Origin of the sequence: Cupriavidus pauculus (assembly GCF_022179805.1) — a bacterium.
Taxonomy (GTDB): domain Bacteria; phylum Pseudomonadota; class Gammaproteobacteria; order Burkholderiales; family Burkholderiaceae; genus Cupriavidus; species Cupriavidus pauculus_E.
Window position 1 is genome coordinate 488,506 of sequence record NZ_BPUO01000004.1, and the last position, 24,638, is coordinate 513,143.

Consider the following 24,638-nt stretch of genomic DNA (forward strand, 5'->3'; position numbering starts at 1 on the left):
GGCGTTGGCGTTTCAGCGCCTCAGCGCTTCGGCATCAGCACTTCTGGGTCAGCATGCGGCAGACCGCCGCCAGCGCCAGCAGGTTGGGGTCGCGCTCGCGGCGCCGCAGGAAGCTGAGTCCGATGGTCTGCTTCATGCCGTAGTCGGCGGTCAGCGGCACGAAGGCCACGTTGCGCGCGAACACGTCGCGCACGCGGCCCGGCAGCAGCGAGTAGCCGATGCCGCCGCCCACGAGGTTCATCAGCGAGAAGATGTCGCCCACCTTCATCACCACATTGGGCGTGAAGTCGGCAATCCGGAACGCCTCGGCAAAGCCGCTGGACGTCACGAAACCATCGCCCAGCGACACAAACGGCTCGTCGCGGCACTGGCGCAGGTCCACGGCGTCCAGCTTGGCGTAGTGCGAATCGGCCGGCGTGGCAAAGAAGATGTCGTCCTCGAACATCGGAATCGACTCGATCTCCGGGCCCGGTTCGGGCAGGCCCATCAGCGTGGCGTCGATGGTGCCATGGCGCAGCTTGTCCAGCAGGTCGGCGTTGGAGCCCAGCACCAGTTCGGTCTGCAGCTCGGGGCGGCGCATCTTGATGCCGATCACCACCTGCGGCACGGTGCGGATGGTCAGCGAATACAGCGAGCCGATCTTGAGCTGGTCGGCCGAATAGCCGGCGGCCTCGCGCGTGATGCGCACGCCGTCGGCCATGGTCTTGAGCACGTCGCGCGCCACGTCGGCCAGCACGTGGGCCGCCTCGGTGGGCAGCAGGTTGCGCCCCTCGTGGCGGAACAGCGCGCAGCGCAGCCCTTCTTCCAGCGAATGCAGGGCCCGGTGCACGCTCACCGTGCTGACTTCTAGCGTCTCGGCGGCCTTGGCCAGGTTGCCGGTTTCCATGAACGCGAGCAGCGCTTCGAGCTTGCGGAACGTGATGTCTTCGCTGATGCGTTCGGGCATGGGAGAAAGGATCGGGGCGGTGTGCGGACAGGCCCCGATCATCGCACACCAGCGGCGGCCACGCCATTTGGGCCGGCCCGGTGCCGCGCAAATATGTCGCCCGATGTCACCAGCCCGGCATGACATATCCCGACATGAATTGCGGGGCGACAGGCGCCGGTTCGCATCCTAGAGTTCAGCCCGTCGACGCGATGCACGCGTCAAAACGAACCAGAACCGAGAGGACTTCCACCATGGCCCGTCGCACCCTGATCGTCGCAGCCGGAGCGCTGCTCATGCTTGCCAATGCGCCCGTCTTTGCCTGGAGCGGTGGCCATTTCAACGCCTACACGCCGCGTGGCGAGTTCAGCGGCGGCCATGCGATGTCGTGCGGCGGCGGAAGCTGCTCGCATGCCGGTGGCGCGGTGGGCCCCTGGGGCGGCGCGGCTACCAACACCGGCACCGTGACGCGCAATGCACCGGGCCAGTTCTCGAATTCGGGCACGGCGGTGGGACCGAACGGTCGTTCGGTACAGCACGACGGCAGCACCAGCTGCGCGGGCGGCACCTGCGACCACACCGGCGACATGACCGGATCGAACGGCCACTCGGCCACCACCAACGGCAGCGTGACGCGTAACGGCGTCGGCCAGTACAGCTCGTCGGGTACGGTGACCGGCGGCAATGGCAACAGCTACGGCCACTCGGCATCGACGAACTGCGCCGGCAACACCTGCGACCGCTCCGGCACCGTGAACAACAGCTATGGCGGCAGCGTCACGCACTCCGGCAGCGCCACCCGCGTGGCCCCGGGCGTGGTGACCACCGGCAGCGGCAGCACCGTCTACCACGGCGCCACCGTCAGCGCGGGCGCAACGGTCAGCACCGGCACCACGGTGGTTGTGGGTGCCGCCCCGGTGTACGTGCCGCCGCCCCCGCCGGTAGCCATCGTGGCCCCGGTGCCGGTCTATGTGCCGCCGCCCCCGCCCGTCGCCGTGGTGGCCCCCGCGCCGGCCGTGATGCCGCCGCCGCCCCCGCCGGTGGTCGTGCCGGCCCCCGTGGTGATCGCACCGCCCCCGCCGGTTCGCGTGGCACCGCTGCCCACCGTGGTGGTGACCGCACCGCGTCCGGTGTACGTGGCGCCGGCCCGGGTGGCCGTGCTGGTGCCGGGCCACTGGGTGGGCCATGTATGGGTGCCTGCTCACTACGCTTGAGCGGCTGGATCTGACGAATTCTCAACCCCGCCGAGACCGCCGGATAAGCCGGCGCCGGCAAACCAACGGAGTTTCACCATGAAGAAGATGATGGCAGTAGTGATCTTGTGTATTGTTTCGGCAGGTGCCATGGCCCAGGGGATGCCCGGTGGCGGCGGTGAAAACAAGATGGAGCGGACCGAGCAGGTGCTCTCGCAGCTCCAGACGCGTTTTGCCAATGCCAACACCACGCGTGACGGCAAGCTGACGCGGGCGCAGGCGCAGGCGGGCATGCCGATGGTGGCGAAGCATTTCGACGAGATCGATACGCACCATGTGGGCTACCTGACGCTGCCGCAGATCGAAGCCTTCATGGCGCAGCGCATGCGGTCGCGTTGATGGGTCAAGAAAAAGAACAGGAAAAAGTACCGGAGACACGGCATGGAGCAGGGACACCGCATCATCGTGCTCGACGACGAAGCCGAGCTGCGCAACATGCTGCAGCGCTTTCTGACCGGCCATGGCTTCCAGGTGCGCGCCGTGGCCGACGGCAAGCAGCTCAACCGCTACCTGCAGCGCGAGCCGTACGACCTGCTGGTGCTGGACCTGATGATGGAGCCCGAGGACGGGCTCACGGTCTGCCGCCGGCTGCGCGCCGAAGGGCAGACCATGCCGATCCTGATGCTGACGGCCAAGGGTGATCCGGCCGACCGCGTGGTGGGCCTGGACACCGGTGCCGACGACTACCTGGCCAAGCCCTTTCTGCCCGACGAACTGGTGGCCCGCATCCGCGCATTGCTGCGGCGCCAGAAAATCGCGTCGGGCGATCCCACGGTTACCAGCCAGACGCTGAGCTTTGGCGAATTCCGCTTCGATGTGGGCAAGCAGGCGCTCACGCGGGGCGGCGAGCCCGTTGAGGTGCATTCCGCGCAGATGCTGCTGCTGCACGCGTTGGGGTCGTCGCCGAACCGGGCGGTGAGCCGCGAGAACCTGCTGGCGCGTGCGCGTGGCCGCGACCATGACGCGCTGGACCGCAGCATCGACGTGCAGATCCTGCGGCTGCGCCAGATCGTCGAGGAAGACCCTTCCAAGCCGCGCTTCATCAAGACCGTCTGGGGCGTGGGCTACATGCTGGTGGCGGGCGTGGACGCGTGATGCGCAGCCTGCTGCCGCGCTCATTGCTGGCACGCAATATCGTGCTGCTGGTGATCCTGGTGTTCCTGACCCAGGCGTGCTCGCTGTTCGTGCTGCTGCACTACGTGCAGCGTCCGCGCGTGGAGCGTGCGGCCACGGTGTTCTCGCAGTACATCGGCATGATGGATCGCGCGCTCAACGCCATGCCGCCCGACGAGGGCAAGGCGGCGCTGGCCCGCATCGGCGGCCAGACCGAACCGCCGGCCGACGATCCGCCTGGCGCCGAGGTGGCGCACCCGTTCCGCACCTGGCAGCGCGATGTCTTCATGCGTGCGCTGAACCGACACCTGGCCCGCGATACCGACGTGCGCTGGCAGGACAGCGGCGACGAGGAAAAGCTCTGGATCCGCGTGCACGCGGCAGGGCATCCGGCGTGGATCGCGCTGCCGATGACCGCCGATTCCCAGGCCAGCGGCATTACGGCGGCCATCGCGCTGTCCGCGGCGCTGGGCCTGCTGGCGGCGCTGACGGGCTATCTGCTGCAGCGGCATATCAACCGGCCGCTGCAGGACCTGGCGCATGCCGCCAACGAGATCCACGCGGGCGAGATGCCCGAGCCGCTGCCGACCAACGGCCCGACCGAGATCGCCGAGGTGAGCCGCACATTCAACGAGATGACCGAAGCGCTGCAGCAGGCAGAGAAGACGCGTGCGCTGATGCTGGCGGGTGTGTCGCACGACATCCGTACGCCGCTGACCAAGCTGCGCCTGGCCATGGCAATGACCATGCCGCGTGGCACCGATGACGCATTCGTGGCCTCGGTGGAGGGCTATCTCGATCACATCGACATGATCCTGCAGCAGTTCATGGACTACGCGGGCAGTGGCGAGAAAGAGGCGCCGCAGCCCGGCGATCTCAACGCGCTGGTCAGCCAGCTTGCCGCCGATTTCGCGGGCCTGGGGCATGAGTTCGAACTGGACCTGGGGCCGTTGCACCCGGTGGTGTACCGGCCCACGAGCATGCTGCGCATGTTGATGAACCTGATGCAGAACGCCATCAAATACGGCAAGACGGGGCTCTTCGTGCGCACCTGGCAGGCCGATGGGCATGCGCACGTGGCGATCTGTGATCGCGGCACCGGCATCGGCGTGGCCGAACTCGAAAAGCTGCGTGCGCCATTCAGCCGTGGCAGCAACACGCGCGGGGAAGGCGGCACGGGCCTGGGGCTGGCCATCGTCGACCGCATCGCGCGGCTGCACGGCGGCATGCTGTCGTTTCGCGAGCGCGACGGCGGCGGGCTGGAAGTGGTGGTGTCGCTGCCCGCGTGACATGGAATGAAATAGTTCCTGCCTGGCTTGTTGCAGGGCCGTCGACCAATACTGGGTCTGCCCGGCACCGATGTCCGGTGCCAACCGAAACCCAGCAAGGACCCGATCATGCAAACCACTTTCCAAGCCTTCTCGCGCACCGCCAAGCAACTGACCATCGCCGCCATGGCAGCCGCCACGATGATGATGGCCGGCGGCGCCTCCGCCGCGACGATGATCTCCGAAGCGTCGGTGCCGGCATCGGTGTCGCGTGTGCAGCCGGAAGTGGTCTATGTGCGCGGCTTCGATGTGGACGCTGGCCAAGTCAAGGTCGACAACTCGATGATGCATCGGATCAAGGCCATGGCATCGGACAACGGCGGCAGCGCGCAGGACCAGGACGCGATGGCGGCACGCAATGCCACGGTCGACGAGATCGTCAAGCAACTGCAGGCCAAGGGCGTGAATGCCGTGCGCCTTGATGGCCCGGTGCCCACCGACGCCAACGCGCTGATCGTGGAAGGCCGCTTCGACAAGATCGATGAAGGCAAGCAACGCCGCCGCACGCTGATCGGCCTGGGCGCTGGCAAGAGCGACGTGTCGGCATCGGTGCAGGTGCTGTACCAGCCGGCGCATGCGCAACCGATTCCGCTGGCCCTGTTCGATACCAGCGCCGACAGCGGCCATATGCCCGGCGTAGCCGAGACGGCCGGCGTGGGTGCGGCGGCCAGCCATGTCGCCACGGCGGCAGCGACCGGTGTGGCCGTGCACGGTGCCAGCGAATACAAGCGCGATAGCGTCAATGCCGAAGCCGCGCGTGTGGGCGACGCCGTCGTGAAGCAGGTGATGGCCGTGATCGGCCAACCCGGCCGCGCCGCGCGTATCTGAGCCGGATTGCAACGGATCTAACGGAAAGGACGCCCTCGGGCGTCCTTCCTTTTTTCTGATGCATCAGATACATTGGCGTGTCGCTGATTCATCCGAAATGCCGTGAAACACTACACACGCGAAAACTTCCAACTGACGCAGAGTGTCGGATTTCACCTGAACCGGGCGCGCAACAGCCTGCTGATGGAGATGGATGCCGCGCTGCGTCCGCTGGACATCACCGCCCAGCAGATGGGGATCATGCAGTCGCTGATGCGCGGCGCAGCCAATACCCCGCTCGAAATCAGCCGGCTGCTGGGCATCGACACCGGCCTGATGACGCGCATGCTGGACAAGCTCGAAAACAAGGGCCTGCTGCAGCGCCAGCGCAGCGACGAAGATCGGCGCGTCATCCACTTGATCCTGACGGCCAAGGGCAAGGCGGTAGCGGCGCAGATTCCCGACATCGCGCCCGATGTGCTCAATCACCGCCTGCGCAATTTCTCGAAAGACGAGTTCAACGAATTCATGCGCCTGCTGCAGAAGTTCGTGGACGGCAGCTGAGCGCGCCGCCCACGAACTCGTTCAAGCGGCGCGTGGCGCGCGCACGGTGAAGTCCGCGATGAATGCCACGGCCATGGCGACCGCGCCGCACGCAAAGATCAATGCGTAGTTCTCGTGCGAGTGCGAGAACAGCCACGCGTAGCCATAGCCGCCCAGTGCCTGGAACAGCGCGAACGATGCCGTGGCACGGCTCCAGGCCGCGCGTTGCGCCGTGGGGTCATGCGGCAGCAGTTCCTGCACGCGGCCCAGCACCATGGGCACGATGCCGGGCGTGAACGCACCGAGCACGATGGTCGCGACCCACAACGCTGCCGTGTGGTGCGACAGCGCAAGCAGGCCCACCGCCAGGCCTTGCATCACCATGGCGATGCGATAGCCGTTGCGAAAGCCCACGCGGCCACCCAGCCAGCCACCGAGCAGCGGCCCGGCAATCGCGGCGATACCGTACAACACCCAGTAGCGTGCGCCGATTGCCGCGCCCTGTCCGAGGCCGCGCGCCACGTAATCCACCAGCAGCACCATTGCAGGCACCAGCCCGAGCGCGTTGGCCGCGTACTGGATATAGATCACGCGCAGCGCGCGACGGTGACCAGCCAATGCGCCGTCGGCCGCATGGTGGCCGGCCAGCGTGGGGGCCGGCATGCCGGGCGGGGTGTCGGTGGCGGGCCAGCCGGACCAGCTCAGTGCCGTCAGCAGTAGCGATACCGCACCCAGGCCAAACCACGTGGCGCGCAGGCCGAGCTTGAGCAGTTCCGGCACCAGCGTGCCGGATGCCGCGATGCCGAGCCCCAGGCCCAGGAAGATCATGCCGCTGACAAAGGCACGGCGTCCCGGTGCGATATGCGGCAGGATCGCCGTGGCCACCAGCACCATGATCGCGCCGCCCGACAGGCCGGAGATAAAGCGCCAGACAAAGAACCAGCTCACCGATACCGGGAACGCGCAGGCGAAGAACGCCGCCGTGGCGGCCACCATCAGCCAGCGCAGCGCGTGGCGGTTCGAGAGCCGCGCCGCAATCGGGCGGCCCAGCAGCGCGCCGGCCAGGTAGCCGGCAAAGTTGGCGGCGCCTAGCGCCACCGTATCGGCTGCGCTGAACCAGTGGGCCTGGATCAGCGACGGAATCAGCGGCGTGTAGGCAAAACGGGCCAGGCCGATGGCGACCAGGCTGGCGCACAGGCCCGCGAACGCAGCGTGCAGCGCGCGGGTGTCGAGCGAGCGGTCTTGGCTCGTCATCGCGGTGGGGGCGGGGGCATCTTGTGACATCGGATGTTCCTTCGGTAATTTCAGCGCGAACGCTTCCGCCACGCGGCAAGTTCGCATTGCCGCATGGAGGTGTGAACAGGGAAAGCGGAAACGGGGAAAGTGGCTTAGGCGGGTGGGGCGTCCTGCGCGTGCAATCCCAGCGAGGCCAGCGCGGGCCGCACCGAGGCTTCCAGCAGCGCGCGGTCCGGCATCACGCGCGATAGCACGCGCATGCCCACCTGCAGCGACAGCAACATGGCGGCCGCGTCGACGGCGTTGTGATGCGAGGCAATCCCACCGTCGGCCTGCGCCGCGCGAATTGTCCGCTCGAAGAACTCGCGCAGCAGCGACAGTTCCAGCGCCACGGCGGCCTTGAGTTCGGGGTCTTCGTGAGAGGCTTCCAGCGCGGTATTGATCAGCATGCAGCCACGATGCGGCAGCTCGGTGGCGCCGCGCTCGACGCTTTCGGCAAAGAACCGTACCAGGGCCTCGGCGGGCGGATAGCTGCCCTCGATCCGGGCGATGCGCTCGCGCAGCGTGCGGTTCAGGTAATCGTCCAGCGCCTGCATGAACAACTGGCGCTTGTCGCCAAATGCGTTGTACAGACTGGGCTGGGTCAGGCCCATGGCCTGCGTCAGCTCACGCGTGGAGGTGGCGTGGTAGCCCTTGGCCCAGAACGTCTGCTGGGCGGCGGACAGGGCCGCCTGGGCATCAAATTGTCGGGGTCTTGCCATGTTTTGTATCGATCTGTACGAAACGGTGAAACGGATTATAGATCGAACGATACAAAACGCAAGAACCCTGCAGGTTGGGGGGGTATGGGGGGTGGACGGTTAGCGCCGGCTGTAGCCGAGCAGTGCGGACAGATCCCGGGCCGCGGCCTTGACCTCTTTCTCGGTGCGCTCGCGCAAGGCGCCGTCGGCCTCGAAGCGCTGCTGGGGGCCGGCCACGCTGATGGCCGCGATGATCTCGCCGGTGGCGTCGCGTACCGGTGCGGCGCACGAATCGATGCCTGGTTCGAAGGCCGAGAAACTCCACGCGCAACCGCGCTCGTGATCGGCCGCGAGGATGTCGGACAGTCGCGCGTGCGTGGCCGGGCTCTGGCCTGTGACCGTGGGCAGCGGATCATTGCCGAGCCGTTCGCGCAGCGCTTCGGGCGGCAGATGGGCAATCAGCATGCGTCCCGGCGTGGTCAGGTGGGCGGGCACGCGGCTGCCCACCTGGATATTGCTGACCAGGCCGGCGTTGGGCATCTCGCGCAGCAGGTAGAGCACGTGGCCGCCATCGGGCACGGCCAGGTAGGCCGACAACTGCAGCGATTCGCAGAGCCGCGTCAGCACGCGGCGCGCGAACGACGTGAGGTCGTTCGATGCCAGCACCTGCGACGCCAGTTTCAGGAACGAGAACCCCACCGTGTGCCCGCCTTGCGGCAGGCGTTCCACCACACCCTCGTGTTCCAGCGTCGCCAGCAGGCGCATCACGGTGACGCGGTTCACGTCGATGCGGCGGCCCACTTCGCTGAGGTTGGCCGTGGAGCCGCCTTCGGCGATGAATCGCAACAGCCGCAGGCCGCGCATGACCGGCGTGACCAATTGCTGCGCGTTGCCGTCTTCAATCTCGTCGACCGTGTCGGCGGCTTCATTGGCAAAGGTGTCACGCGGCTGGCGGGGCTTCGGCATGGATCAGGGGGAATGAAACGGAAGGGATTGGTCGCGCCCGGCTTACTGCAGCGGTACCTGCCAGGCGTCGTAATCGTACACCCAGTCGGCATTGCCACCGGCCTTGAGCCATTCGTTGCCGCGCGACCCGATTTGGATACGGCTCGTGCGATCGTGGCGCGCGGCCTGGTAGCGGGCCAGCGCTTCGGGCACGGTGTCGGTGGTGGCATCGGCCAGGCAGCGGGCCAGCACCACGCCGTCCTCGATTGCCATGCCGGCGCCCTGCGCCATGAACGGCATCATCGGATGGCAGGCGTCGCCCATCAGCGCGATATGGCCGGCTGACCACGACGGCAGCGGATCGCGTACGTACAGCGCGGAGATCAGCACGTCGTCGCAGGCATCGAGCAGCGCGCGCGCGTCGGGATGGAATCCGGCATAGGCGGCGCGCAGGTCTTCCACGCGGCCCGGCGTGGTCCACGACTCATGACGCCAGCTATCTTGCGCCACGGTGGCGAACACAAAGATCTCGCGGCCACGGTTCAGCGGGAACGTCACGATCTGGCTGGTCGACTCGGGTCCCCACCATTTGGTGAACGCGCCGATGTTCGGCACGCCGGCCAGCCGCTCTGCCGGCACCACGGCGCGGTAGGCCACCACGCCGGTGAAGATCGGATGCTCGGCGCCGAGCATGGCGGTACGCACGATGGAGTGGATGCCGTCGGCACCGATCAGCACGTCCACGTCGTGCTGGCTGCCGTCGGCGAATTGCAGCGTTGCGCCGCGTTCGCGCGGCACGATCGCGGTGGCCTTGTGGCCCAGCTTCACGTTGGCGCTGGGAACGGCTGCTTCGAGCGCCGCCATCAGATCGCCGCGATGCATCGTCAGTTGCGGCGCGCCGTAGCGGCGTTCGGCGTCATCGGACATCGGCAGGCGCGAGGTTTCCTCGCCGCTGTCCCATGTGCGGCTGATGCGGTGGCTGGGGCGCGCGGCCGTCTCGCGCAGCGCATCGCCCACGCCCAACCCGTCGAGCGCTCGCACGGCGTTGGGCGTGAGGTTGATGTCGGCGCCCACACGCGCAAAGCGTGCGGCCTGCTCGAAGACGACGACGTCCATGCCGAGCTTGCGCAATGCAATGGCAGCCGCCAGGCCGCCGATGCCGGCTCCGTTGATGCCAATTCTTCCTGAAACCATGGGGGCGCTCCTTGCCGTGCGCCGCGCGACGATTCGCGGCGTCTTTGTGATGTTCAAAAATGAACGATAAGTTCATAAAAAGAATATGTCGGAGTTGGGTCAGGCGTCAAGCGATGCGGGCGCCCCTTCAGTTTTCGTGAAGCGGTCTTCTTTAAATGTGACTTGGCTCGGCGGGGCGGTGGTCCCATAGTCTTGCGTTCCCGGGCGCGCGCCCGGGGCTCAATACGGAGACACGAGAACATGTTCAGGAGCTGGATGGCGGCCGCAACGGCCGGAGCAATGTTGCTGGCGCCTGGTGCGCATGCGCAGGTCACCGAAAAGACCGCCGACAAAGCCGCCGACAAGGCTGCCGATATCCACGTGATGATTTCCGGCGGCTTCACCGCGGCGTACCAGAAGCTGGCGCCGGGCTTTGCCGCGCAGAGCGGCGCGCGGCTCGGCACCGAGCATGGGCCGTCGATGGGCAAGTCTCCCGAGGCCATTCCGAACCGGCTGGCGCGCGGTGAACATGCCGACGTGGTCATCATGGTGGGCTACGCGCTCGACGACCTGATCAAGAAGGGCGTGGTCGATCCGCAGTCGCGCGTGGAGCTGGCGGACTCGCGCATCGGCATGGTGGTGCGCCAGGGCACGACGGTGCCGGACATCCGCTCGGTCGATGCGTTGCGCCAGACCTTGCTGCAGGCAAAGTCGATTGCCTATTCGGATAGCGCCAGCGGCGTGTACGTGGAACGCGAACTGTTTGCCAAGCTGGGCGAACACGACAAGCTGGCCGCCAAGGCGAAGAAGATCGAGAAGACACCGGTGGCATCGATGGTGGCCAATGGCCAGTACGAGATCGGTTTCCAGCAGGTGGCCGAACTGTTGCCGGTGCCGGGCGTGACGTTTGTCGGACGCATTCCGGAAGAGGTGCAATCGATTACCCGCTTCGCTGGCGGCGTGCCCGTCAAGGCCGAGCATCCCGCCGAAGGGAAGGCGCTGCTGCAATATCTGGCGGCGCCGTCGGCGCAGGCCATCGTGAAGGAAACCGGTCTCGATTCCGTGCCGTAACTTCAATCGCCAGACCGTTTTTTAAGGGCCGTTGTATCGCCCGGGGCCGGCTATATGCCGGCCCATTTTCATTGGCGCATCGCCAGCATTCGGTAAGCAAATGTGATGTTGTGGGAATTGTCTTACGAATGTTTCAGCAGGGGTCTTCTGCTTTGCGAGGGTGGCAAAACATAACCTGCAACTACAGCAGGGCACCAAGCAATTCGCGTCACACGGGTGTGATGCCGAGCGAATCGGAGCCTGATTAGATCCACTGTAGAAAAGGAGCTCGACATGAATGCAAAGAAGTGGCTGACCGCAGCCGTATGTTCGATGATGGTGGCCGCTCCGGCCGGGTTTGCCTACGCACAGGCCGGTTCGAAAGCGGACTACGACGCGTCCGTGAAGCAGGCCGACGCCGACTACAAGGCCGCCAAGAGCCGCTGCGATGCGCAGTCCGGCAATGCCAAGGACGTATGCCAGGCGGAAGCCAAGCGTGACCGCGACGTGGCCAAGGCCAACGCCGAAGCCAAGCGCGACGGCACCGAGAAGGCGCACGCCAAGGCCATGAAGACCAAGGCCGATCGTGACTACGACGTGTCCAAGGAAATGTGCGACGACAAGAAGGGCAACGACAAGGATGTGTGCGTGAAGGAAGCCAAGGCTTCGCACGAACGCGCCCTGGGCGCTGCCAAGGTCGACAAGGCCGCCGCCACCGGCACCAGCACTGACGTTGCCGAGGCCCGCGCCGACGCCCGCAAGGACGCGACCGATGCTGCCTACAAGGCTGACAAGGAAAAGTGCGATGCGATGTCCGGCGATGCCAAGGACAAGTGCCAGGCAAACGTGAAGGCCAAGTACGCCAAGTAATTGGCCAGGCAATCCGCAAAGCAATCGTTCCGCAGTCCGAACTGACACGAAGGAGCCAGACATGAACTGGGATCAAATCGAAGGCAAGTGGGACCAGGCCAAGGGCAAGGTCAAGGAAAAGTGGGGCAAGCTGACCGACGACGACATCACCGTCATCAACGGCAAGCGCGACCAGCTTGCAGGCCGCATCCAGGAACGCTACGGCTACACGAAGGAACAGGCCGAAGATGAAATGAAGGCCTGGGAACGGGATACGCGCTGGTAAGCCAGTGCGGCTCCGGTCCCACCCAGGAGGCCGGAGACACGCGTCATGCGCGCAACACGCGTGACGACCAGCGGCGGAGCCACGGCTCCGCCGTTTTTTATGCCGGCAACGCCCCCCAGGTGGCCCTCCCAAGTGGCCGCACTTTCGATAATTTGTAACAACGTCAACGGCCAATATTTCAATGCGTTACAGAATATTACGAGCCAGGCCTGCGCGTCCCCACACATAACAAAGAAAGACAGGCCGGCCCCGTTGCCCCGGAAGGGTTGCGACGGCAAGGGTCGTGTTCGCGTGACCAGGTCTCACAGAATGGACCGGCACGCTCCATCAGGGGAGCAGTCAGTCGTGCAAGAGCCAGTTTCTTGTCTGCAAGGGCTTCGGGCCCAGGCAGGGGGCGCCTTCGCCCTTTTGCCGAGCCGATATGTGCGCTATCTGCGCACCATGGCTTCGGTTTCCGCGTTCTGTTATCCGGCTGGCAGCCGGAAGTGGTTGTCGCGCCGGGCCAGGCTGATGTTGCTATCGGCCGTGCTCAGTGGCGCGGCGCGGCCGTGGCTGCGTGCCGCGGCGTCGTGCGCGCTGCTGCAGCGCGTGGTGACCGCGCGTCCGTTGCTGCTGGAAAAGCCATTCCGCCCGCTGGGCGCCTACGGCATGTGCTTTGCCGAACGTGCCCGGCTGCTGCTGGAGCACTTTGCCGTGATGCACGAGACCGTGTCGGTGGGGGTTTGCGATCGCATCTACCTGGCCGGCGGTATCGACTGGAGCGTCGCCGACGGCCGCTACACGTTGCGGCTGGCCGACTCGGGGCCGAATCCCAAGGAAGGCGAGCTCGCGTTCTATTGGGTCGACAACGAAACCGGCAACTGCCTGGCGCAGCTCAGTTTCTACCTGCGGCGCGGCGCCGATGGCGTGGAGATCTATATAGGCGGCTTGCAGGGGACGTTGCATGCCGACAGCCTCGCGTGGATCCGTGCGGCCACCAAGGCCTGCGACGGGCTGCGGCCCAAGGATGCGCTGATGGAAGCGTTGCTGGCGCTGGCCACCCGGGTTGGCGCACGGCGCGTGGTGGCGGTATCGCGTGCCAATCACGTGGGCCGGCAACGCAACCGGCCCCGCGAGATCCAGGCCGACTACGAAGGATTCTGGATGGAATATCACGGACAGCGGCTGGCGAATGGCGACGTCGAAGTGCCGGTATGCCAGCCCGCGCGGGACATTGCCGAGATTGCGTCGAAGAAGCGCTCGGCGTGGCGCCGCAAGCAGGCGCTGGCTGATTCCATCCGGCAAAGCGTGGCTCATGGGATGGCGGCGTCCCAGGAAGTGGCGAGCAACGACGACATCCCGGTAGCACTGGCGATGCCGGCCGCCTGAGTCCGGTATGCCCCGCAGGGTGGAATGCCGGGGCGTAAACCCTAGTAGTCTAGCTACCTAGACTTTTACTAGAGTCTGGTATCGGCCGATCACCCTGAGCGGCCGGTGCGGCAGCCTGCTGGCCGTCGCGACCCTTCGGCCAGACCCGATGCCGGACGCCACCGACATTCTTTCGCGCAGCCGCGAACCCGTTTACCTGCAACTCGCCACGATCTTCCGCCGGCAGATCGAAAGCGGCGCATGGCGCCAGGGCGAGCAGCTTCCATCGCTCGATGCGTTGTGCCGCCAGTACGGCGTGGCCCGCATGACGATGCATCACGCCATTTCCCAGCTCGATGCCGAGGGGCTTGTCGCCCGTTCGCGTGGCCGTGGCACCTTCGTCAAGGGCGCCGGTCGCACGCCACGGCAACTGGCGCTGCCGGTGAGCTGGCACGAAGCGGTGGCCGTTGGCGGCCAGCTTTCCACCGAGGCCATCGTCGAGTCCACCGCGGACGTGGCCCTGCCCGACGACCTGGGCATGCCGTGCGACTTCCGGCGTGCCGACGCCTATCACTTCCTGCATCGCGCGCATCGCATGGACGGCCGGCCGTTCGCGGTGGGCGAGGTCTACATTGCCGCCGATGTCTTCGCACGCGAGCCGGAGGCGTTCCGCCAGGGCGCATCGGTGCCCGTGCTCGACCGCTTTCCCGGCCTCAAGGTCAATGCCGCCCGGCAGCGCCTGTCCATCGTGCCAGCCGGCGCCGAGTCCGCCCGCGCGCTGGCGCTGGCGGTGGGCGCGCCCGTGGCCGAACTGCGCCGCTTTGCCTGTGTGGACGACGAGATCGTCTATTACGCGCGCATCGAATTTCCCACCGAGTATGTCTGCCTGGACTTCGACCTGCTCGCCCCTCATGCCTGACAACCGCCAACCTGCACGGATACCCGAGATGGAGACACCAACGATGAACGGCGCTGAAAGCCTGGTCAAGACGCTGCTTGCCTGCGGCGTGGACACCTGCTTCGCCAACCCCGGCACCAGCGAAATGCACTTCGTGGCCGCCCTTGACCGCATTCCCGGCATGCGCTGCGTGCTTGGACTGTTCGAAGGCGTGGTCACCGGCGCCGCAGACGGTTACGCGCGCATGGCCGGCAAGCCCGCCGCCACGCTGCTGCATTGCGGACCCGGCCTGGCCAATGGCCTGGCGAACCTGCACAACGCACGCCGCGCGCAGACGCCGGTCGTCAACATCATCGGTGACCAGGCCACGTACCACCGTCCGTTCGACGCGCCGCTGACCGCCGATACCGAAGGCTGGGCGCGGCCGGTTTCGGTGTGGACGCGTACGGCCACCCATGCCGCCTCGGTGGGTGCCGATGCCGCCGTCGCCGTGCAAGCCGCGCGTGCCGAGCCCGGCGGCGTGGCCAGCCTGATCCTGCCGTCTGACGTGTGCTGGGACGATGGCGGCAAGGTGGCTGCACCGCTGCCCGCGCTGGCGGTGCCGAAGGTGTCGCCCGATGCGGTGCAGAACGCCGCGCGCATCCTGCGCAGCGGCCAGCCGACGCTGATCGTGCTGGCCGGCAGTGCGCTGCGCGAAGGCGCGCTGGCCGATGCCCATCGCATTGCCGCCACCACCGACGCGCGGCTGATCACGCCGATGTCGAACGCACGCGTCACACGCGGCCGTGGCCGGCTGGCCGTCGACCGCATTCCGTATTCGGGCGATGCGGCACGCCAGAAGCTGGCGGGCATCCGCAACGTGATCCTGGTCGGTGCGCCGCCTCCGGTGACGTTCTTCGCGTATCCCGGCAAGTCACCGCGTCCGTATCCCGAGGATGCAAACATCCACGTGCTGGCACGCGCAGAAGAAGACCTGGGCGAAGCGCTGGCGCGCCTGGCCGATGAACTGGGCGCACGCAGCGCCGCGCTGCCGCAATCGGCACCGAGGTCCGCGGCGCCGGCCAAGGGCGCGATCACGTCGGAAGCCGTGGCCCAGTCGCTGACCGCGCTGCTGCCCGAGCAGGCCGTGGTGGTGGAAGAAAGCGTGAGTTTTGGCCGCGCGTTCTATCCGGGCACCGTGCACGCGGCGCCGCACGACTGGCTGCAACTGACGGGCGGCGCGATTGGCGCGGGCCTGCCGCTGGCCACGGGTGCCGCCATCGCCGCCCCTGACCGCCGCGTGGTGGCGCTGCAGGCCGATGGCTCCGGCATGTACACGCTGCAGTCGCTGTGGACCATGGCGCGCGAAAAGCTCGACGTGACCATCGTGCTGCTAGCCAACCGCAAGTACGCGATCCTGCTGGGCGAACTGGCAGGCGTGGGCGCCAATCCCGGCAAGACGGCGATGGACATGCTCGACCTTGGCAATCCGGACCTCGACTGGGTCAAGATGGCCAACGGCATGGGCGTGGAAGCCGCGCGCGCCGACACCATGGACGCGTTCAACGACCTGTTCCAGATGGCCAACCAGCGCAAGGGTCCGTTCCTGATCGAACTGGTGATCTGATCCACCGTGTTCCATTGCGGCGCCGGTTTGCCGGCGCCAGCATGGGCCTCCATCCACCAGTGGAGGCCATCATGAGAACAGTCAGGATTTGTCACGTAGCGCTTGGCGGCGTGCTGTCGGTCTTCGCCATCGCGGGATGCACGCAGCACCGGCCGCCCACGCAGACGCTGACCGACGGCAGCTTCAACATCGTGTGCAACTACTCGCACCGGCTGCCCGACGACCCCATCGTGTACCCGAGCAAGCCGGGCATCGCGATGCAGCACGACTTCTTCGGCAACACCACCACCAACGCCTACACCACCGGCGACACGCTGCAGAAGGTGTCGGGCAGCACCTGCGAGAACGCCGCCGATGGCAGCGGGTATTGGGCGCCATCGCTGAAGCTGCCCAGCGGCACCTTGGTGGCGCCGATGTACCAGAAGTCCTACTACACGAACCAGGCGGTGCCATCGAGCAAGCGCGTGATGGTGCAGCCGATTCCGCAGGGGCTCAAGATGATGGTGGGCGACCATTTCGGTACGGCGCCCAATCCGCGCGTCTCGTTCCTGTGCACGGGACAGAGCTACACCAATACCATCCCCACCAACTGCAAGCCTGATCCATCGACGGGTACGCAGCTCAATATCGGCCTGAACTTCCCGACCTGCTGGGACGGCAAGAACCTGGCGCCGGTGATGGGTGGCCACAACAACATGGCCTATCCCAATGACAGCGGCCAGTGTCCGGCCGACTATCCGGTGCAGCTACCCGAGGTGAACATGAATATCGCCTACAACTTCGGGCAGATCTCGGACCTGACCAACGTGCAACTGTCGCTCGATCCGCAACTCGATGCGCAGGGCAATGTGGTCAAGCAGCTCTGGGGATCGATGTACACGGCGCACGGCGATTTCTTCATGGGCTGGCGCGATGGCGCGGCGAAGTTCATGGTCGACTACTGCATGAACAAGGGGCGCGTCTGCAACCACGAGGTGGCGTACTCATTCTTCGAGACGAGCGAGGATGCGACGGTGCGCGCGGGCGACACCACCAACTACGGCGGCGGTACGACGCTCAGCACGCAGCTGGCCAGCGACACCTTGCCGGAGTCAACGATCTACCTGAAGGCGAAGATTCCGCAGGGCGCGGTGACGTTGCCGCCGGACTACGCGCCGCGCTAAGTGCTGCTGATGTATGGCGCAAACACGAGCGATACGGGCGCGTACAACATTCAGGCGTACGTGGTGCCGACGATCTGGTCGGAGCAGACCATCAATGGCACGAACGCGCCGGCATGTGGCTCGGGCGCGTCGGTGGCGCTCTACCTCGATAACTCGAAGCAATATCGTGGCTTCACGGTGACGGACGCCGTGAACAGTGCCATCGCGGCCGGGCAGGACACGATTGCGTTCTGCATCCGTGGTGCCGGCGCTGGGCGGCTGTTCCAGTTCGGCAGCAGGGAAAGCGGCAACAAGCCCGTGCTGTACCTGATTGCGGTGAACCCGCTTCCGACCTGATTGTCAGTGATCGAACTAGCGCTCGACCTCGGCCCAACCCGACATGGCTTGGCCACCGACGCCGTCGCCGGTCCACAGCAGCACCTTGCCCGGCGTGCCGGCATCGTCGGCACCGCCCACGGCCACGGTGTCCTGATGGAACAGCGGCGACAGCCCGCGGAAGCCAAAGCGCTTCACACGGGCGTCGGGCCGCTCGTGGCGCAGCAGCTCCAGCATCAGCATGGCCTGCAGCGGGCCGTGCACGATCAGGCCCGGGTAGCCTTCCACATCGCGCACGTAGTCCAGGTCATAGTGGATGCGGTGGGCGTTGAAGGTCAGCGCCGAGAAGCGGAACAGCAGGGCCGGGTCCGCTTTCAGCGTGCGGCCGAATTGCGCGGTCAGTTCCAGCGCCGGGCGCGTCGGCTGCGGTTGCCCCTTCGGCGGCATGGCGCGGTAGACGATATCGTGGCGTTCATTCAGTGCGACTTCGCCATCGACCGTGTAGGCGTGGTCGACCGACACGAACCACAGTTCACCGGTGCGGCCCGTCTTGTGCTGGACATCGGTGATGGTCGACGTGCGCGTGACCGTGTCACCCACGCGCAGGCCACGGTGGAACGATATGTCGCTGCCAGCCCACATGCGGCGCGGCAGCGGCACGGGCGGCAGGAATCCACCCAGCGTCGGATGACCGTCGGCCCCAAGCGTGTGCTGCGGTGCGCGCGGCAGGAAATAGAGCCAGTGCCACAGCGGCGGCAGCGGATTGCGGGCGATGGCCGCGCCATCGAGGTCGAAGGTGGCGGCCAGTGCCTGGACCGGTTCGGCGGCGAGCGTTTCGGTGCGCGCTTCCGAGCGGCCGATCCATTCGCGCAATTGTTCGAGCGTGGGAGTCGTCATCGTGATCAGCGTCCGGTGGCAGGTTAGCGGGAGGCGGGCAGCCAGTTGTTGACGTTGGCTTCGGTATCGAGCCGCCAGACACGCGCGATGATGGCACGCATCTCGGCTTCGCTGGCGCCGTGGCGGAACGCGCCAAGCTGCACGGCCTTGGCTTCGAGCTCGGGGCGCGACAACGTGTTGCCGGGATCGCCCTTGGGCACGTCCACGCGCGCTTCGAGCGAGCGGCCGTCGGTGGTGGTCACCGTCACGCGGCCAATCCACTGGCGCGGATAGGCGGCGTTGATCTCATCGTCGAGCGCCATGGTGACCTTGTTGCAGAACGCGGCGATGCGCGGGTCCTGCAGCGCGTGCTGCTCGAACTCGCCCAGGCCGGCATGCGTATGCACTGCCACCAGGCCCAGCACTGTACCCATCGAGAACTTGGCCTGATGGATCGTCACGGGATTGACGACCGGACCCAGCACGTCGATGGCGCCCTGGTGCACGTGCGCGGTGACCGAGGCGATCTGTTCGGCGGCAAGACCTTCACGCTGCATCACAGCCTTCAGCGCATCGGCGGCCGGGTGCGTGTGGCGGCACGAGGCAAAGAACTTGAACGACGTCTCGGCGGTGGCCCAGCGCGTGCCCAGTCCATCGGTCAGCGCGGCGGGATTGGCATCGCTCGACATGCCGGCGGCCATGCCTTGCGCACCTTCCAAAATCTGACGTGCGCCCGTGAAGCCTGCGCGGGCCAGCCATGCCGATTGCAAACCGTCGGCGGCCGCCTTGGCGGTGTGAAGCTGCTTGGAGTCGGCGGCATCGCGCAGGAATTCCCACAGACCGGCGGCTTGGGTGCCGGCGGAGCCGAGCGCCTGGTTGATGCCCTCGGCGTCTAGCCCGTACAGCTTGGCCACTGCCGCAGCGGCGGCCAGCGTGCCGACGGTGCCAGTCGTATGAAACACGCGATAGTGCGAGCGGCCCATGAATTCGCCGATGCGAATGCCGGCTTCATAGCCCGCGATCGATGCCAGCAGCACTTCGGCGCCGGTCTTGCCTTCGGCCTGCGCGGCGGCGACCACGGCCGGGAACACCACGGCAGCCGGGTGCAGCACAGAGCCGTTGTGCACGTCGTCCTGCTCCACCACGTGCGACGAGGCACCGTTGATCAGCGCGGCAAAGTAAGGCGAGGTGCGGCGGCGGTCGACCAGGATTTCGGCATCGCCGGTCTGCGGCCCCATCGCGGCGGCAAATTCCTGGATGCGGCGGATGGCTGGCGCGTCCTTGCCAGCGATGGCAGAGGCGATCCAGTCCAGGAACAGGTCCTTGGTGCGGTCCACCACGGGAGTGGGCACGTCTTCGAGCTTGAGCCCGGCCAGGAATTCACAGAGCTGGCGGGTTGGGTAGGAGGTGTCGTTAGGCATGTTCGGTGTCCGCTGTCAGAACGAACGCGGCAGTTCGAGCACGTGCTCGGCCACGTAGGACAGGATCAGGTTCGTGGAAATCGGGGCCACCTGGTACAGGCGAGTCTCGCGGAACTTGCGCTCGATGTCGTACTCGGCGGCAAAGCCGAAACCGCCATGCGTCTGCAGGCAGACGTTGGCCGCTTCCCACGAGGCATCGGCGGCCAGCAGCTTGGCCATGTTGGCTTCCTTGCCGCACGGCTTGCCGGCGTCGAACAGTTGCGCGGCCTTGTAGCGCATCAGGCTGGCGGCTTCCACGTTCACGAACGAACGCGCGATCGGAAACTGCACGCCCTGGTTCTGGCCGATGGGCCGGTCGAACACGATGCGCTCGCGGGCGTAGCCGCTGGCGCGCTCCACGAACCAGTAGCCGTCGCCGATGCACTCGGCCGCGATCAGGATGCGCTCGGCGTTCAGGCCGTCGAGGATGTACTTGAGGCCCCGGCCTTCCTCGCCGATCAGGTTGGCGGCGGGAATCTCCAGGTTGTCGAAGAACAGCTCGTTGGTCTCGTGGTTGACCATATTGCGGATCGGCTGGACGGTCAGGCCGTTGCCGATCGCTTCGCGCAGGTCCACCACGAACACAGACAGCCCTTCGGACTTCTTCTTCACCTGGTCCAGCGGCGTGGTGCGCGCCAGCAGCAGCATCAGGTCCGAGTGCTGCACGCGCGAGATCCAGACCTTCTGGCCGTTGATCACGTACTTGTCGCCCTTGCGTACGGCGGTGGTCTTGAGCTTGGTAGTGTCTGTGCCCGTGGTCGGTTCGGTCACGGCCATCGACTGCATGCGCAGTTCACCGGACGCGATGCCGGGCAGCCAGCGTTGCTTCTGCGCATCGGAGCCATGGCGCAGCAGGCAACCCATCACATACATCTGGCCGTGGCACGCGCCCGAATTGCCGCCGTTGCGGTTGATCTCTTCCATGATCACCGACGCAGCGGTCAGCGGCAGGCCCGAGCCGCCGTAGGCCTCGGGAATCAGCGCCGAGAGCCAGCCGGCCTGCGTCAGCGCCTGGACGAATTCTTCCGGAAAACCGTTGTGTTCCTCGATGCGCTGCCAGTACGCGGAGTCGAACTGCTGGCAGAGGTCGCGCACGGCTTCGCGAATCTCGGGGTAAATCTGGTCTTGGTCCTGTGCAGCATGCATGGCAATGTCCGGTCGATGTCGGGGGTGAGGCCATTATTCACGAGCGGCCGTGGCTGCAACATTCGCATTTGCTGAAGCGCGGCTTCTGTCCGGCTTAGGGATCCGGTGCGGGACTCAGGGTTATCCCGTGACTTTTCCGGAGCCTTGTCCTCCCTTCGGCAAATCGGAATTGTGTGCCGATGCCAATGCTTGCACGCTGCGGCTCACACGATTCCCGGACAACCAGACGCGTGATACACGCGCATTCAGGAGACAGCGTATGACTTCATCCCGGCAACCTTCGGTCCTGGCATGGGCAGCGGCCCTGGCGACGACCGTCGCCGTGGCGGTGCCCGGCGCGGCGCACGCCTCGGACCCGTATCCGTCGCGGCCCATCACGATGGTGGTGCCGTTCGCGGCAGGCGGGCCCACCGACGTGGTGGCGCGCTCGGTGGCCGCCGCGATGTCGAAGTCGCTGGGGCAGAGCGTGGTCGTGGAAAACCGGCTCGGCGCCGGCGGCACGGTGTCCGCCGCGTTCGTGGCCAAGTCCGCGCCCGACGGCTACACGATCCTGATCCACCACAACGGCATGGCCACGGCGCCGGCGCTGTATTCGAAGCTGCCATACAAGCCGCTGACCGATTTCTCGTTTGTGGGCCAGGTGGCCGACGTGCCGATGACGCTGCTGGGCCGCCATGACCTGCCGGCCAACACGCTGCCGGAGCTGGTCAGCTACATCCAGAAGAACCAGAGCAAGGTGAACCTGGCCAACGCCGGCCTGGGTGCGGTGTCGCAACTGTGCGGCATGCTGTTCCAGAAGGCGATTGGCGTGGACCTGCAGACCATTCCCTACCAGGGCACGGCACCGGCGCTGACCGCGCTGCTGGGCGGCCAGGTGGATATCCTGTGCGACCAGACCACGCAGACGCTGCCGCATATCAAGTCAGGCAAGGTCAAGCTGTATGGCGTGACCACGACCGAACGCATCCCGGCGCTGCCCGACACGCCCACGCTGCGCGAAGGTGGCCTGAAGGGCTTCGAGGTCAAGGTGTGGCACGGCATCTACGCACCCAAGGCCACGCCGCCGGCCGTGATCGACAAACTCAATGGCGCACTGCGCGCGGCCCTGAAGGACCCGGCCGTGGTGGCGCGCATGAAGGACCTGGGCGCGGTAATCGTGCCGGCGGACAAGCAGACGCCGGAAGGCTTGCACACCTGGCTGGCATCGGAGATCGACAAATGGTCGCCGATCATCAAGGCGGCAGGGGTGAAGGCGGACTAAGCGGATTTCTTCCGCGTCGGTTTGCTCCCCTCTCCCGCAAGGCGGGAGAGGGGCGGGGGGTGAGGGCCGGGCGGTTCTGCTTGCCGACAAGACGCAGATTGCACCGCTGCGCCCTCACCCCCAACCCCCCTCTCCCACTACGCGGGAGAGGGGAGCCAAAGACAGCGCAAGGGAGCCGTCCTACACCGGCTCCCTGGCCGCATCCGCCAGATACTGGATCAGCGTTTCCGCAAACTGCGGCAGCTCGCGCCCAGGCCGGCGTACCAGGCGCAGCTCGCGCCGTGCCCATTCGTCCTCCAGCTTGATGAAGCGCAGCACCTTGCGGCTGGCGTAGCGCCGGGCGCAGCTATTGGGCACGATGGCGATGCCGGCGCCGGCTTCCACCATGCGGCACACCGCGTCGAAACTGCCCACCTGGATGCGCAGGCTGATGCGCTTGCCCATGCCGCTGGCAATGCGGTCCAGGAACGACTGGATGGCCGACGACTGGTTAAGCCCCACAAAGCGGCAGGTATCGAGCAGATCGGCGAAATGCAGCGCCTTGAACGCCGGCAGCGGGTGGTTGACCGGGGCGATGACGATCAGTTCGTCGTTACAGAGCTGCATCGTGTCCAGGTCTGCCGTGGCCACTTCGCCGGCCACGATGCCCAGGTCCGCGGCGCCGTTGCCCACGGCCGACACGATATCTGCCGACAGTTGTTCCTCCAGCTCGACGTCGACATCGGGGTTCTCGGACAGGAAGCGCGACAGCCCGTTGGCCAGGAACGAGTTGGTGGCCGTGGTGTTGGCCAGCAGCCGGACGCGGCCCTTGACCCCCTTGGCGTACGGACGCAGGTCCGAGTGCAGGCATTCCAACTGGCGGAACACTTCGCGGGCGTGGCGCAGCAGTTCGTCGCCGGCCGGCGTCAGGCGCACGCCCTTGACCTGGCGGATCAGCAACTGGGTCTGGAACGCTTCTTCCAGCTGTTTGATACGCGAGCTCGCGGCGGGCAGAGACAGGAAGCTGCGTTCTGCAGCGCGGGTCAGGTTCTCGGTCTCGCCGACGTTGAGAAACAGGCGCAGGTCGGTCAGGTCGTAGTGCATGGGTTCAGCGGGCATGAAGCCCACTTTTGTCATTTGTGAATTCCAGAAACTCCGCCGTCAATTTATCGTATCCGCCTGGGCATTTGTACGGGTGACGTTCCGGCACCCGGAATTCCGGCAGCCAAGGAGGCAGAGATGAGTGGAATGATGGTAGGCAAGGTCGCGGTGGTGACGGGCGCGGGTGGCGGCATTGGCCGTGGAATCGCGCTGGGCATGGCGGCTGCGGGCGCACGCGTGGTGGTCAACGACCTGGGCGTGTCGATGAGCGGCGAAGGCGGCGATGCGGGCCCGGCCCAGCGCGTGGTCGACGAAATCCGCGCAGCCGGCGGCGAGGCCGTGGCCAATACCGACAGCGTGTCGACGTGGGCTGGCGCCAACGCCATCGTCCAGTGCGCGCTGGACAATTTTGGCCGCATCGATGCCGTGGTCAACAATGCCGGCAACCTGCGCGACCGCATGTTCTTCAAGATGAACGAGGAAGAGTGGCGCTCCGTCATCGACGTGCATCTGCACGGCACGTTCTTCGTCAGCCGTGCCGCCGCGAACTATTTCAAGGATCAGGAAAGCGGTGCCTACGTGCACATGACGTCCACGTCGGGCCTGATCGGCAACCTGGGCCAGGCCAACTACTCGGCCGCCAAGCTGGGCATTGCCGCGCTCTCCAAATCCATCGCACTCGACATGGCGCGTTTCAACGTGCGTTCGAATTGCATCGCACCATTCGCGTGGAGCCGCATGACCAGCTCGATCCCGGCCGAGACGCCCGAGGAAAAAGCCCGTGTGACGCGCCTGCAGAAGATGGAAGCGGGCAAGATCGCGCCGGTGGCCGTGTTCTTGGCCAGCCCGGCCGCGGCCGAGGTCAACGGCCAGATTTTTGCCGTGCGCGCCAATGAGATCCTGCTGATGAGCCAGCCGCGCCCGGTGCGCTCGGTCCACACCAGCGAAGGCTGGACGCCCGAGACCGTGGCCGAGATCGCCATGCCGGCCATGCGTTCCAGCTTCTTCAAGCTGGAGCGGTCGCCGGACGTGATCAACTGGGATCCGATCTGAAGATCAGGTCGCGAAGCCGGCGGTGATTCGCTGCAGTGCAGCAACCGTACCGCTGCATCGCACGCGTGGCACGCAATCTGCTCATTCAGTGTGCGTGATGTCATCCAGTGGATCCAGGCTGGGCCTGACGCACCCAGACTGTGCGGCGAGGGCAGGGGCGTGCGGCAATACGCTGCATGCCGGTG

Annotated in this window: 25 protein-coding genes; 16 read left to right on the forward strand and 9 right to left on the reverse strand. The window is 66.3% G+C overall.

Annotated elements, in window-relative coordinates:
- Window positions 1-34: 34 nt before the first annotated feature.
- A complete protein-coding gene (locus tag MFF62_RS10900) occupies window positions 35-946 on the reverse strand; it encodes a LysR family transcriptional regulator (protein ID WP_238262986.1) in 912 nt (303 codons plus the stop codon).
- A gap of 233 nt (window positions 947-1,179) precedes the next feature.
- Here MFF62_RS10900 and MFF62_RS10905 point away from each other — a divergent pair, with 233 nt between their 5' ends.
- From MFF62_RS10905 to MFF62_RS10930, 6 genes are all read left to right on the forward strand, one after another.
- Complete coding sequence (locus tag MFF62_RS10905) at window positions 1,180-2,139, forward strand: hypothetical protein (RefSeq protein WP_238262987.1); 960 nt, start codon at window positions 1,180-1,182, stop codon at window positions 2,137-2,139.
- Window positions 2,140-2,217: 78 nt separating this feature from the next.
- Window positions 2,218-2,517 (forward strand): EF-hand domain-containing protein, encoded by a 300-nt coding sequence (locus tag MFF62_RS10910; RefSeq protein ID WP_238262988.1) that lies wholly within the window; start codon window positions 2,218-2,220, stop codon window positions 2,515-2,517.
- Between the two features lie 42 nt (window positions 2,518-2,559).
- Window positions 2,560-3,273 (forward strand): response regulator, encoded by a 714-nt coding sequence (locus tag MFF62_RS10915; protein WP_238262989.1) that lies wholly within the window; start codon window positions 2,560-2,562, stop codon window positions 3,271-3,273.
- Entirely contained in the window at window positions 3,273-4,580 is a 1,308-nt protein-coding gene (locus tag MFF62_RS10920) for an ATP-binding protein (RefSeq protein ID WP_238262990.1), read from the forward strand. The genes MFF62_RS10915 and MFF62_RS10920 overlap by 1 nt, the downstream gene beginning before the upstream one ends.
- Window positions 4,581-4,688: 108 nt before the next feature.
- Window positions 4,689-5,447 (forward strand): DUF4410 domain-containing protein, encoded by a 759-nt coding sequence (locus MFF62_RS10925; RefSeq protein WP_238262991.1) that lies wholly within the window; start codon window positions 4,689-4,691, stop codon window positions 5,445-5,447.
- A 102-nt stretch (window positions 5,448-5,549) separates the two neighbouring features.
- Complete coding sequence (locus MFF62_RS10930) at window positions 5,550-5,990, forward strand: MarR family winged helix-turn-helix transcriptional regulator (protein ID WP_238262992.1); 441 nt, start codon at window positions 5,550-5,552, stop codon at window positions 5,988-5,990.
- Window positions 5,991-6,011: 21 nt separating this feature from the next.
- On the opposite strand, the gene MFF62_RS10935 is transcribed toward MFF62_RS10930, so the two are convergent.
- The 4 genes from MFF62_RS10935 to MFF62_RS10950 form a co-directional block, all read right to left on the reverse strand.
- The gene (locus MFF62_RS10935) at window positions 6,012-7,253 is read right to left on the reverse strand and encodes a YbfB/YjiJ family MFS transporter (RefSeq protein WP_238262993.1); all 1,242 of its coding nucleotides are present in this window, start codon (window positions 7,251-7,253) and stop codon (window positions 6,012-6,014) included.
- 104 nt (window positions 7,254-7,357) lie between these two features.
- The gene (locus MFF62_RS10940) at window positions 7,358-7,966 is read right to left on the reverse strand and encodes a TetR/AcrR family transcriptional regulator (protein ID WP_238262994.1); all 609 of its coding nucleotides are present in this window, start codon (window positions 7,964-7,966) and stop codon (window positions 7,358-7,360) included.
- Between the two features lie 99 nt (window positions 7,967-8,065).
- Window positions 8,066-8,911 (reverse strand): IclR family transcriptional regulator, encoded by an 846-nt coding sequence (locus MFF62_RS10945; protein ID WP_238262995.1) that lies wholly within the window; start codon window positions 8,909-8,911, stop codon window positions 8,066-8,068.
- Window positions 8,912-8,953: 42 nt separating this feature from the next.
- Window positions 8,954-10,084, reverse strand: coding sequence for an FAD-dependent monooxygenase (locus tag MFF62_RS10950; protein WP_238262996.1), 1,131 nt, complete (start codon window positions 10,082-10,084; stop codon window positions 8,954-8,956).
- A 279-nt stretch (window positions 10,085-10,363) separates the two neighbouring features.
- On the opposite strand from MFF62_RS10950, the gene MFF62_RS10955 reads away from it, so the two are divergent.
- The 8 genes from MFF62_RS10955 to MFF62_RS10990 all read left to right on the forward strand — a co-directional run bounded on the left by MFF62_RS10955 (window position 10,364) and on the right by MFF62_RS10990 (window position 17,598).
- On the forward strand, window positions 10,364-11,134 hold the full coding sequence (locus MFF62_RS10955) for a substrate-binding domain-containing protein (RefSeq protein WP_404990731.1): 771 nt from the start codon (window positions 10,364-10,366) through the stop codon (window positions 11,132-11,134).
- A gap of 273 nt (window positions 11,135-11,407) precedes the next feature.
- The gene (locus tag MFF62_RS10960) at window positions 11,408-11,983 is read left to right on the forward strand and encodes a hypothetical protein (RefSeq protein ID WP_238262998.1); all 576 of its coding nucleotides are present in this window, start codon (window positions 11,408-11,410) and stop codon (window positions 11,981-11,983) included.
- A 61-nt stretch (window positions 11,984-12,044) separates the two neighbouring features.
- Entirely contained in the window at window positions 12,045-12,248 is a 204-nt protein-coding gene (locus MFF62_RS10965; protein WP_238262999.1) for a CsbD family protein, read from the forward strand.
- A gap of 441 nt (window positions 12,249-12,689) precedes the next feature.
- Entirely contained in the window at window positions 12,690-13,616 is a 927-nt protein-coding gene (locus tag MFF62_RS10970) for a DUF535 family protein (RefSeq protein WP_238263000.1), read from the forward strand.
- A gap of 148 nt (window positions 13,617-13,764) precedes the next feature.
- Window positions 13,765-14,514 (forward strand): GntR family transcriptional regulator, encoded by a 750-nt coding sequence (locus MFF62_RS10975; RefSeq protein WP_238263001.1) that lies wholly within the window; start codon window positions 13,765-13,767, stop codon window positions 14,512-14,514.
- A 43-nt stretch (window positions 14,515-14,557) separates the two neighbouring features.
- On the forward strand, window positions 14,558-16,099 hold the full coding sequence (locus tag MFF62_RS10980; RefSeq protein ID WP_238263003.1) for an acetolactate synthase large subunit: 1,542 nt from the start codon (window positions 14,558-14,560) through the stop codon (window positions 16,097-16,099).
- A gap of 71 nt (window positions 16,100-16,170) precedes the next feature.
- Entirely contained in the window at window positions 16,171-17,262 is a 1,092-nt protein-coding gene (locus MFF62_RS10985) for a DUF1996 domain-containing protein (protein WP_238263005.1), read from the forward strand.
- A gap of 9 nt (window positions 17,263-17,271) precedes the next feature.
- On the forward strand, window positions 17,272-17,598 hold the full coding sequence (locus MFF62_RS10990) for a CBM96 family carbohydrate-binding protein (protein ID WP_238263006.1): 327 nt from the start codon (window positions 17,272-17,274) through the stop codon (window positions 17,596-17,598).
- Window positions 17,599-17,613: 15 nt separating this feature from the next.
- Here MFF62_RS10990 and MFF62_RS10995 read toward each other — a convergent pair whose 3' ends face one another.
- The 3 genes from MFF62_RS10995 to MFF62_RS11005 are packed head-to-tail and all read right to left on the reverse strand — an operon-like array spanning window position 17,614 to window position 21,059.
- On the reverse strand, window positions 17,614-18,474 hold the full coding sequence (locus tag MFF62_RS10995; RefSeq protein WP_238263007.1) for an HTD2 family dehydratase: 861 nt from the start codon (window positions 18,472-18,474) through the stop codon (window positions 17,614-17,616).
- Window positions 18,475-18,497: 23 nt separating this feature from the next.
- The gene (locus tag MFF62_RS11000) at window positions 18,498-19,874 is read right to left on the reverse strand and encodes an MmgE/PrpD family protein (RefSeq protein ID WP_238263009.1); all 1,377 of its coding nucleotides are present in this window, start codon (window positions 19,872-19,874) and stop codon (window positions 18,498-18,500) included.
- A 15-nt stretch (window positions 19,875-19,889) separates the two neighbouring features.
- Window positions 19,890-21,059, reverse strand: coding sequence for an acyl-CoA dehydrogenase family protein (locus MFF62_RS11005; RefSeq protein WP_238263011.1), 1,170 nt, complete (start codon window positions 21,057-21,059; stop codon window positions 19,890-19,892).
- Window positions 21,060-21,318: 259 nt separating this feature from the next.
- On the opposite strand from MFF62_RS11005, the gene MFF62_RS11010 reads away from it, so the two are divergent.
- Window positions 21,319-22,320, forward strand: a complete 1,002-nt coding sequence (locus MFF62_RS11010; RefSeq protein WP_238263013.1) for a tripartite tricarboxylate transporter substrate-binding protein — start codon at window positions 21,319-21,321, stop codon at window positions 22,318-22,320.
- Between the two features lie 180 nt (window positions 22,321-22,500).
- Here the strand turns inward: MFF62_RS11010 and MFF62_RS11015 are convergent, their stop codons facing one another.
- A complete protein-coding gene (locus MFF62_RS11015; RefSeq protein WP_238263117.1) occupies window positions 22,501-23,403 on the reverse strand; it encodes a LysR family transcriptional regulator in 903 nt (300 codons plus the stop codon).
- Between the two features lie 135 nt (window positions 23,404-23,538).
- Between MFF62_RS11015 and MFF62_RS11020 the strand changes: the two genes are divergently transcribed.
- On the forward strand, window positions 23,539-24,453 hold the full coding sequence (locus MFF62_RS11020; RefSeq protein ID WP_238263015.1) for an SDR family NAD(P)-dependent oxidoreductase: 915 nt from the start codon (window positions 23,539-23,541) through the stop codon (window positions 24,451-24,453).
- The last annotated feature ends 185 nt before the right edge of the window (window positions 24,454-24,638 follow it).

Excerpts from the sequence above, each read along its gene's own strand:
- MFF62_RS11000 (WP_238263009.1), bottom strand. The coding sequence starts at position 19,874 with ATGCCTAACGACACCTCCTACCCAACCCGCCAGCTCTGTGAATTCCTG.
- MFF62_RS10965 (WP_238262999.1), top strand. The coding sequence starts at position 12,045 with ATGAACTGGGATCAAATCGAAGGCAAGTGGGACCAGGCCAAGGGCAAG.
- MFF62_RS11015 (WP_238263117.1), bottom strand. The coding sequence starts at position 23,403 with ATGCACTACGACCTGACCGACCTGCGCCTGTTTCTCAACGTCGGCGAG.
- MFF62_RS10955 (WP_404990731.1), top strand. The coding sequence starts at position 10,364 with ATGTTGCTGGCGCCTGGTGCGCATGCGCAGGTCACCGAAAAGACCGCC.
- MFF62_RS10910 (WP_238262988.1), top strand. The coding sequence starts at position 2,218 with ATGAAGAAGATGATGGCAGTAGTGATCTTGTGTATTGTTTCGGCAGGT.
- MFF62_RS10995 (WP_238263007.1), bottom strand. The coding sequence starts at position 18,474 with ATGACGACTCCCACGCTCGAACAATTGCGCGAATGGATCGGCCGCTCG.
- MFF62_RS10950 (WP_238262996.1), bottom strand. The coding sequence starts at position 10,084 with ATGGTTTCAGGAAGAATTGGCATCAACGGAGCCGGCATCGGCGGCCTG.
- MFF62_RS10925 (WP_238262991.1), top strand. The coding sequence starts at position 4,689 with ATGCAAACCACTTTCCAAGCCTTCTCGCGCACCGCCAAGCAACTGACC.
- MFF62_RS11020 (WP_238263015.1), top strand. The coding sequence starts at position 23,539 with ATGAGTGGAATGATGGTAGGCAAGGTCGCGGTGGTGACGGGCGCGGGT.
- MFF62_RS10905 (WP_238262987.1), top strand. The coding sequence starts at position 1,180 with ATGGCCCGTCGCACCCTGATCGTCGCAGCCGGAGCGCTGCTCATGCTT.
- MFF62_RS10975 (WP_238263001.1), top strand. The coding sequence starts at position 13,765 with ATGCCGGACGCCACCGACATTCTTTCGCGCAGCCGCGAACCCGTTTAC.
- MFF62_RS10945 (WP_238262995.1), bottom strand. The coding sequence starts at position 8,911 with ATGCCGAAGCCCCGCCAGCCGCGTGACACCTTTGCCAATGAAGCCGCC.
- MFF62_RS11005 (WP_238263011.1), bottom strand. The coding sequence starts at position 21,059 with ATGCATGCTGCACAGGACCAAGACCAGATTTACCCCGAGATTCGCGAA.
- MFF62_RS10985 (WP_238263005.1), top strand. The coding sequence starts at position 16,171 with ATGAGAACAGTCAGGATTTGTCACGTAGCGCTTGGCGGCGTGCTGTCG.
- MFF62_RS10970 (WP_238263000.1), top strand. The coding sequence starts at position 12,690 with ATGGCTTCGGTTTCCGCGTTCTGTTATCCGGCTGGCAGCCGGAAGTGG.
- MFF62_RS10980 (WP_238263003.1), top strand. The coding sequence starts at position 14,558 with ATGAACGGCGCTGAAAGCCTGGTCAAGACGCTGCTTGCCTGCGGCGTG.
- MFF62_RS10935 (WP_238262993.1), bottom strand. The coding sequence starts at position 7,253 with ATGTCACAAGATGCCCCCGCCCCCACCGCGATGACGAGCCAAGACCGC.
- MFF62_RS10990 (WP_238263006.1), top strand. The coding sequence starts at position 17,272 with ATGTATGGCGCAAACACGAGCGATACGGGCGCGTACAACATTCAGGCG.
- MFF62_RS10960 (WP_238262998.1), top strand. The coding sequence starts at position 11,408 with ATGAATGCAAAGAAGTGGCTGACCGCAGCCGTATGTTCGATGATGGTG.
- MFF62_RS10900 (WP_238262986.1), bottom strand. The coding sequence starts at position 946 with ATGCCCGAACGCATCAGCGAAGACATCACGTTCCGCAAGCTCGAAGCG.
- MFF62_RS10940 (WP_238262994.1), bottom strand. The coding sequence starts at position 7,966 with ATGGCAAGACCCCGACAATTTGATGCCCAGGCGGCCCTGTCCGCCGCC.
- MFF62_RS10920 (WP_238262990.1), top strand. The coding sequence starts at position 3,273 with ATGCGCAGCCTGCTGCCGCGCTCATTGCTGGCACGCAATATCGTGCTG.
- MFF62_RS11010 (WP_238263013.1), top strand. The coding sequence starts at position 21,319 with ATGACTTCATCCCGGCAACCTTCGGTCCTGGCATGGGCAGCGGCCCTG.
- MFF62_RS10915 (WP_238262989.1), top strand. The coding sequence starts at position 2,560 with ATGGAGCAGGGACACCGCATCATCGTGCTCGACGACGAAGCCGAGCTG.